7 protein-coding genes are annotated in these 9,219 nt (G+C 38.1%); all 7 read left to right on the plus strand.

Annotated elements, in window-relative coordinates:
• The coding region (locus Q0X72_RS12540; RefSeq protein ID WP_367180461.1) for a polysaccharide lyase family 7 protein at window positions 1-1,344 on the plus strand (1,344 nt) is incomplete at its 5' end.
• 41 nt (window positions 1,345-1,385) lie between these two features.
• Window positions 1,386-1,763: a cupin domain-containing protein gene (locus Q0X72_RS12545; protein WP_297766013.1), complete on the plus strand. Its 378-nt coding sequence runs from the start codon at window positions 1,386-1,388 to the stop codon at window positions 1,761-1,763.
• A 431-nt stretch (window positions 1,764-2,194) separates the two neighbouring features.
• Complete coding sequence (locus Q0X72_RS12550; RefSeq protein ID WP_297766015.1) at window positions 2,195-5,296, plus strand: TonB-dependent receptor; 3,102 nt, start codon at window positions 2,195-2,197, stop codon at window positions 5,294-5,296.
• A gap of 19 nt (window positions 5,297-5,315) precedes the next feature.
• Entirely contained in the window at window positions 5,316-6,776 is a 1,461-nt protein-coding gene (locus tag Q0X72_RS12555; RefSeq protein WP_297766017.1) for a RagB/SusD family nutrient uptake outer membrane protein, read from the plus strand.
• Window positions 6,777-6,781: 5 nt separating this feature from the next.
• Complete coding sequence (locus tag Q0X72_RS12560; protein WP_297766019.1) at window positions 6,782-7,225, plus strand: PKD domain-containing protein; 444 nt, start codon at window positions 6,782-6,784, stop codon at window positions 7,223-7,225.
• A gap of 25 nt (window positions 7,226-7,250) precedes the next feature.
• A complete protein-coding gene (locus Q0X72_RS12565; protein ID WP_297766022.1) occupies window positions 7,251-8,609 on the plus strand; it encodes a PKD domain-containing protein in 1,359 nt (452 codons plus the stop codon).
• 125 nt (window positions 8,610-8,734) lie between these two features.
• A partial coding sequence (locus Q0X72_RS12570) for a polysaccharide lyase family 7 protein (RefSeq protein ID WP_297766024.1) occupies window positions 8,735-9,219 on the plus strand: 485 nt, incomplete at its 3' end.

The raw sequence follows: 9,219 nt of genomic DNA on the forward strand, positions 1-9,219 counted from the left end.
AAGGATGGTATGATGTACCTTACATTTACTAGTGAAGGTCACGAATCCAAAACATTTACCAAAAATCTCATTTCCTCTGAATATGCTGAACGTTCAAACATTCCTGAGCAAGTCCAAAATTTGTTTTTTCCAATAGGTCAAGATGGTGTTGAACGCAAAAATGCGTACGCCGGCGAGGGGCTCTTTTTCAAATTAGGGACTTATAACCAAACCAACGGAAAGGATCCCAAAGTAAACAAGGTCTGGTGTTCGGGTGCAGAAACGCATGGCGGCGACCTTGAAAAACAATATGCGGACGGCAATTACGCCGAAGTTTGGTTTAAGTCGGCTAGTATCACTATCAGCGATGATGCCATATCCAATGCGGGGTATTTCGCAGCTAATGATGGATTAAGCACAAAAACCGTATACCCACATGAGGTGATTCCCTTTATGGACAAGTTTAAAATATTGTTGGGAAATGGAACTACTGAAGATAATCTTATCAATTTCGAACACAAAGATTTTTTCTACACAGTAATTGATGGTACCAGGCGTTGGGTAGTCTATAAAACTCCTAATTCTGGTATTACCTCAAAAAATTCAAGCAACACCAGAACAGAGTTACATGAAAAAAGGGATTGGACGCCTGAAGAAGGTGGTAAATTAACCGGCACCTGCAAAGTGATGCAGGTCTCGGTTTCTGGCGATGCAAGGGTTCCGGCCTCTTACTCAGTGGTAGTTGGGCAAATTCATAGTGGCGAAGGACATGAAAATGAACCCCTAAAAATATTCTACAAGAAATTCCCGGGTCATACTAAGGGATCTGTATTCTGGAATTATGAAATAAACACGGCTGGTGATGATAATTCGGATAGGTGGGATTTTTCAACCGCTGTATGGGGCAATGATATGTCCGTAACAGGTACGAGTAAAGATGGGGCACCCGCCGAACCCACAAATGGAATTGAATTAGGAGAAGAATTCAGTTATGAAGTAAATGTATATAAGGGCATTATGTACCTCACATTTACCAGTGAAGGTCATGAAACCAAAACATTTACTAAAAATCTCATCGCATCCGAATATGTAAAACAATCAGACCTACCAGGCCAGGTCAGGAAATTATTTGTGCCTATAGGACAGGATGGGACTGAACGTGCCGCTGCCTACAGCGGAGAGCTGAATTATTTTAAACAAGGTGCTTATAACCAAACCAATGGGAAAAGTCCTGAAACAAATATGGTTTGGTCTGCAGGTGCAGAAACCTATAGCGGTGATATCGCTAAACAGTATGAAAATGGCTGCTATACCGAAGTATGGTTTAGGGAAGCAACCGTAGGGCCGGGTGTACCGAATAAGTAAATCAGGGATACTATTATTACTAATCAAGAACAATAAAAAAAATGAAACGATTTAGTGAAAAATACATAATCACAAAAGAATTGGAATGGGAAGAACTTGGAGGAGGAGTATCAAGGAAATTCTTAGGTTACGATAACCAAATCATGATGGTAAAAGTGAAATTTGAGAAAGGAGCGTTAGGTGCCCCACATCAACATTTTCACACACAAGCTACCTATTGTGTTTCGGGTAAATTTGAATTTGAAATTAATGGAGAAAAGAAAATTGTAGAAGCAGGAGATGGAGTTTATATTGAACCCAATTTATTGCATAGTGCAGTTTGTTTGGAAGAAGGGATACTAATTGACACCTTCAGTCCTGTAAGAGAAGATTTCTTAAGTGGTGGTGGTGTATCTTATTTTGGAGATAAACAGTCATAATAAAAAAGCACCGGTATAATTCGCTTAGATTTCATGGGTTAATATGTTAAAATTCAATAAAAACTTGTTTTAACAAAATTTTTGGATATATTTGGTAAACCAAATTGGTAAACCAGTTTGGATAACCAAAAACTGAAACGAACTAACAACAACTCTAACTACTATGAAATTAATTCTTGCCTAAAAATAAAAAAAGGACGGGTGCACGCCCATCCTTTTAACTGATTTACTTCTTGAAAGAGGGAAGTAAAACTTAATTCATGCTATACATTACTATAAACATGATTTCTTCAAAATTAGATAAATTAATTAACTCCCCGAAGGAATTGTTTGTAGTGTAGAGAATAAATGAGCTAAATAGGCCTCATTTTATCATTCAGTGCTGTTAGAATGCACTAAATCAAATGACTACTAACATAATACTAATTCAAATGAATTTAAAAACGAAACTAATTCTGATTGCGATATTGTGCTTCAATATCCAATTGTTTGCCCAGGACACGTTTAGTGTTTCGGGGGTCGTAACAGATGCAGACCAGGTGCCAATACCTGGAGCTACTATTATTGTAATGAACACTACAAGAGGAACAACCACAGATTTTGATGGGAATTATTCCATTAATGTTTCCAGCGGAGAAATACTGCGTTTTTCTTATATAGGGTACGCAACACAAAGTGTAGCAATTGTAAATCAAAGAACAGTGAATGTTACCTTATTGGTAGATGCCTCACAACTAGATGAGGTGGTCGTCACCGGATATGGTACACAAAAGAAATCTACAATAACAGGATCTATTTCTAAGGTTGTGAACGAAACGTTAGACCAGATTGCTGTATCGAGAGTAGATGATGCCCTTATTGGGCAGGTATCCGGGGTAAATATCCAGGCAACCAATACAGAAGCAGGTGGTGCGCCTACAATTACCATTAGAGGTGTTGGGTCCATAACTGCTGACTCGGGTCCTGCATTAGTGGTTGACGGAGTAGTGGTAAGCTCAGATTTTCTTGGTAATTTGGATATGAATGATATTGAGTCCTTTGAAGTCTTAAAAGATGCAGCCTCTGCCGCTATTTATGGTAGTGAAGGTTCTAATGGTGTAATAATGATCACCACAAAGACAGGTAAAGCAGGAAAAACAAAATTTAGCTACCAAACCTACACAGGTTTTAAAGAGGCGTTTGGCAGTGATGATTATAGAAAGAGTGTCGCTGATTGGGTTAAGATAGAGCAAGCTTTTACAGGGACACTTTCAGAAGAAACTCAATACATGCAATTATTAGTTGCAACCACCGGAGTTGACAGAGATTGGCAAGAAGTTTTCTTTAATGGGGGAGCTGTTACTAGTCATTCTTTTTCTGCAAGAGGCGGTACTGAGGATACTAAGTTCAGTACGTCATTAAGATTCCTTGGAGATGAAGGTGTTGTAATAACTGATGATTATAAATTGTACACTGGTAATGCAAAGATTGATACGAAATTAAGTGATAAAGTACGTTTTGGGCTTAGAGTAACGCCTTCTTATTCAAAACAAAGACGATTACCAACATCAATACATAATCCTATACGGCAATCACCATGGTTGCCTATTTATCACACAGAAGAAACACTTCAGTTTATTAACAGGACTACCTACCCGGATGTTGGAGTAGGGGATTACTTTTTTGAAAATCATTTAAGAGAAATAGATTTTGATGGCGATGGAAGCGATGCCAGGCCTAGAACTTCAGGAGATTCAAATCCTTATGCACAATATGTTGAAAGAGAACACTACGAGTATAATACCAAATTATTTGGCTCTACCTATTTAAGCTATGAAGTGTTGGATGGATTAACAGCCAAAACATCTTTAGGAATTACGCTGGAACAAAGAAAGAGAACAAGATATGATGGTGTAAAACATCATGCCTCTGGAAATAGTAGGGCTCAGTATAATTTACAGAATAGATTCCGATCCAGACTTATTTTAGATAATACCTTAAACTATAACAAAATTTTCGGTGATCATGACCTCAATTTACTTGCAGGTATGACCATACAGCAAAGAAAAAGTGAGGATAGTGAGGTTACCGGTAATGGATTTACAAATGATTTGCTTAAAAATTTACAAGGTGCAACCCAAATTGCCGAATATGGGGAAGTAAATACAGAACTAAAAAAAGTAGGGTATTTTGCAAGGGTTAATTACGCCTACCAGGGGAAGTATCTTTTTAATGCCTCATTTAGGCGTGATGGTAGTTCGGTATTTGGGATAAACTCTAAGTATGGTAATTTCCCTGCGGTATCTATAGGTTGGAATGTTGCCAAAGAAAATTTTCTGCTTGAGAGCGATGCGGTAACCAATTTAAAGTTCAGAGCAAGTTATGGCCTTACCGGTGCTGAAAACTTCAATGTAGGGAACGATGTTGTTAATGTATGGCCTTATTTAGCCTTATTACAGAATTCCAATGCCATTGTTGATGGCAGTATATCTCCAGGTGTTTCTCCTTTAAATATTGCTAATGCACTATTGCAATGGGAGGCTTCAGAGGAATTCACTGCTGGTTTGGATTACGGGTTCTTTAATAACCGTATTTCAGGATCATTGGATTATTATCAAAGAACCAGTGATAAATTACTATTAGATAACCCTGTTTCTTATATCACCGGATTTACCGGGGGTATCGTGAATTTAGGGAAGGTGCAAAACACTGGAGTAGAACTTGAACTAAGAACAAAAAATATTCTTACTGAGAAATTCAGGTGGAACTCTACTTTAATTGCGTCTACCAACCAAAACGAATTACTCGCTTTTGGTGATTCTAACAATGCACTCATTGAAGATACATATGGTAGAAATTCACAATGGATCAACAGAGTGGGTGAGCCTATATCATCTTTCTGGGGGTATGTGGTAGATACCGATGTATATGATGATACTGAATTTAGAACGACCTATGTTAGCACGCCCTGGAATAGAATTAACGGCCAGGCAGATGACACTATAGTGAAAGATCTAAATGGTGATGGTATAATTACCGAAGAGGACAAAACTATTTTAGGAGATCCTTATCCGGACCTACTATGGAGTTTTACGAATGAGTTTAAAATGGGAGATTTTGATTTTTCATTTCAACTTCAGGGAAGCCTTGGTGCACAGGTAAATAATATTGGAGATCAATATTTCTATAATTGGTTTGGCAATAGGACACAAAGCGGTGGCGAAGCACAAGCCGTTGCTGATGGCCTTGTAACAGATGAATCTTTTATTCAGGAAAAGGTGTTAACCAGTGAAGTTATTGCGAGTGCAGACTACTTTTCAATACGTAATGTTAACCTTGGATACAATTTTCCGGAAGATGTCACTTCAAAATTAGGAGTGTCGAACTTAAGGTTGTACGCCACAGGTCAGAATATACTTTATATCACTGCTGATGATTACCACGGTTTTAATCCGGAATTTATAGATGGATCAAATCCAAGAGCATATGGATCACAAAGGGCGGGAACACCGATATTTAGAACTGTGACATTGGGTCTGAACATTGATTTTTAATTTAAAAAAAACACTAGTTATGAAACTTAAAAAATATTTAATTTATACGGTTGCAGGCTTGGTTTTCCTTTCCTGTAGTGAGGAATTTTTAAATCCATTACCGGATACAGCTGTAGCAGTGGAATCGTTTTTCCAAACTGATGCGGATGTGCTGGCCGGAGTTATTGGAATATATGACGCCATTCAAGGGGTCAATGAAAGTACCGAAACAAATATTGGCAGGGCAAACAGAGGAGTACAATTTGAACACCTTTTAACCGAGCATCGCACCGATAATACAAGGAATGCGACACTAGAAGGTTCAAAGTCCGATTTTCACAGATATGTGGTGAATGCCAACAATGTGGAAGTTGAAGATTATTATCAGTCGATGTATGAAGTTATATTCAGAGCAAATAATGTTCTGGACTTTATTGATATTGCAGATGCAAGTAATCAGGCAAAGTATACGGCTGAGGCTAAATTTTTAAGAGCATATGCCTACTTTAAATTAGTGAGGATGTTTAGCGATGTGCCATTGGTAACTACAGTAGTAGGTCCTACGGATAACGAAGCACTTTTTACAAGAATACCCGAAGCACAGATTTATGCGCAGATTGTAGCTGATCTACAGGAAGCAGTTGCCGTATTAGACAACTCCTCTAAATCTAGAGCTTCAAAAGCAGGGGCTCAGGCTTTATTGGCCAAAGTATATTTAACCCAGGCAAATCCTAATTATACAGGTGCACAGCAATTGTGTGAAGCCATTATAAATAGTGGAGAATTTGATTTAGAAAGTAATTATTACGATGTATTTTATTCAGAATTGAATGATGAAATTATTTTTGCTATTCAATATCAATCGGGTAACGCTGATGAAAGTCAAGGTTTCTCATCAGAATTTACGTCTGCAGTTAGAGCAGGTAGAGAAGATGGTCAAAACATTGTAAATGACAATCTTAGAATAGATTTTGTTGCTTATGGAGGAGATAGAACAGCAGTTTCTATTACCAATATGAATGGGTCACTTCCACCAGATGAAAATGAAGTAGCTAAGTTCTACCCAGATGGCTTTGATGTAAATGCAGATCCTTCTTACGGGCCAAATGCTCGAAATGCAGGTAACGATTATATTGCTATTCGTTTTGCCGATGTACTATTAATGCATGTTGAAGCGATTTTGGCAGGAGGTGCGTCAACAAGTAATTTAGGTGCCTTAACTTCTTTTCAAAGGATAAGAGACAGGGCCTTCCCGGATACTGCTCCAAACATTATATCGAGCATTACAAAAGATGAGCTTTTACTTGAAAGAAGGGTAGAATTAGCCTTTGAGAATCAACGATGGTTCGATCTGCTTAGATTTGGAGTTGCAGATGCTGTTTTGAGCGCTCATGCTATTGAAATGGGCTATGTCTTTAGTGCCAGAGCATTACTGTTGCCAATTCCTTCAAGAGAGATAAATATAAGTAAAGGCCTATTAACACAGAACCCAGGATATTAATATTAATGAAAAATACTATGAAACATAAAGTAAATATACTTAGTAAGACAAAGCTGATGCTTTTGACGTTGGCCATAGCGAGTATCGTTATTAGTTGTGTTGGCGATGAACTTTTTAGAGATGAGTTTCCAGCTTCAAATTCTAAAGCGGATACCGTATTTCCTGAAGCTAATTTTTCTTATGCTTCTACTTTGGAGGATTTTAAAACGATTAGATTCACGAATCTATCAACGGAAGGAAATATATTCGCATGGGATTTTGGTGATGGAAATACTTCTGCTGAGAAAGATGTAACCTTTACATTTGATGGCGAAGGTACCTATCCGGTATCTTTAACTGTTAGTGATGCAAATGGTGCTTCAGGAACCACATCTATTGATGTTTTAGTGGTTGAAGGTCCATTTCAGCCTCTTATTTTATCAAGAAATTACCGTAGAACCCGACACTAATTATGACCTAAATTTTTGGTATACGATGTTAAGTGGTTCGTCAGACCCATCATTGATCGTTTCTATACTTGGAGTTACACAAAATGGGGGCACTTTTGAAACCTTGGCAGATGTTGCTGCGGGAACAATTGCTTCAGTAACTGTGACCGATGACTCGGAGCCCGATGTTTATGTGCAACAGAAGTTGTCATTTAGTTCTGGTACTAATAATACGGTTGCCATATTTTTTACAAATGGAGGTGTTGAAGCCAGATTGGATGATTTTACAATTGATGTAGGAGCTGCGGGTGCAGTGCCACCTTCAGCAGGATTTGATGTAGCTCAGAGTCAAACTAATTACCTGGAGTATACATTTACGAATTCATCTGTAAATGCTTCAACGTATGCGTGGGATTTTGGTGATGGCAATACTTCCACTGAAGAATCGCCAACTCATGTGTATGCGGTGGCAGCTGAGTATGTAGTTAAACTTACAGCTACAAACGATTCTAATTTGTCTACAGATTTAAGCAAAACAATAAATATTCTGGCACCGGTTACTGCAGCTTTTACTTTTCAGGTAGATGCTGCTGATTACAGAACGTATTCCTTTATGGATGCCTCTGATGGTGCAGAAATGTTGTTATGGGAATTTGGTGATGGGTATCAATTTACCGGTATGAATCCTTCTCATACGTATGAAGCAGACGGTATCTACGATGTAACATTGACGGCTTATAGTATTACCGGAAATTCGGATATAGCTACTGAGCAACTTGTAGTGTCGCAAGGATTTGTGGTACAGGTACTGAACGGTACTTTTGATGATCATGGAACTTCAGCTGGTAGTATGGGTAGCACAAGTGATAATGCGGATGCCTGGGATATGACACCCAATTCTACAATTTTAGATGAGAGTGGTAATACAATCCCTAGCCCCTATAGGGCACTTTGGTATAATACGGATTTAAACGCATGGAATGATACTAATTATGGTGGCACTAATGAGCAGCCAGGATCTACTAGCGATGGAAATAACGGGACAAGAGGGGGCAAATTGAGTAATACTGAGCGTCGTTTATATCAGCTTGTCGCGGTTGAGCAAGGTGCTACGTATAATTTCTCTATCGACACTCGTTCTGAAGCCATGGGAGTTAATACTGAAGTATTTATTTTAAATAATGAAATTGCAGATGAGACAGGTATTAATGCCTCTACTAGTGACGCTTCCATTGATGCGTACTTTAATATCACCAATGACTTCAATACGGATAAGGCTATTTTCACTACAAGTACCTTTTCATTTACAGCATCTTCAAATAAGATAGTTATTTATGTGAGAGCATTAAATGCTGTAGATAGTAGTAATGAGGTCTTTATTGATAACGTAGTAGTCACAGATTAAAAAGGGACAAACTATTGTTTAAGATTATAAAAACCACCCGGGCTTTAAATTAGACTGGGTGGTTATATAACAATAGAATTAGAACTTTAATACCCTTACTGTACGTCTAATATTTTATATATAAAATGAGAATATTCCGAAAGAAATCTCTGGCAATTATTCTAATAGCATTTTTGACAGTTAGTGTTACTGCGCAAAACAAGAAAAATAGCATTGCAAAATCGGATGTAAAAGTTGAAAAATCCAAAAAAAGAAAAAAGAAGGTAAAACTTCCAAAAATTGATCTGAGTCATTGGAAGGTAACCATCCCCGAAGGTAAAGGAAAAGGAGGGGCCATTAGTGTTTCTCCGCCAGAAATTCTTCAATATGCTTCCAATGAAGTATTGAAGCCATACATGTACAATGATTCAACATCAGGAGCTTTAATATTCCATGCGTATCCATCGGATGCGACCACAGCGAATACCAAGTATTCGAGATCAGAACTCAGAGAGCAAATGGAGCCGGGAAATGATAATGTGAATTGGACATTTGCCCAGGGAGGTACTTTAATGGTCAAAATGGCCATGGGTGATGTTTCCAGAGCCAAGGATGGCAAATATCACAGAGT

The organism is uncultured Muriicola sp. (genome assembly GCF_947258935.1).
In the GTDB taxonomy this organism is placed as follows: Bacteria; Bacteroidota; Bacteroidia; order Flavobacteriales; family Flavobacteriaceae; genus Muriicola.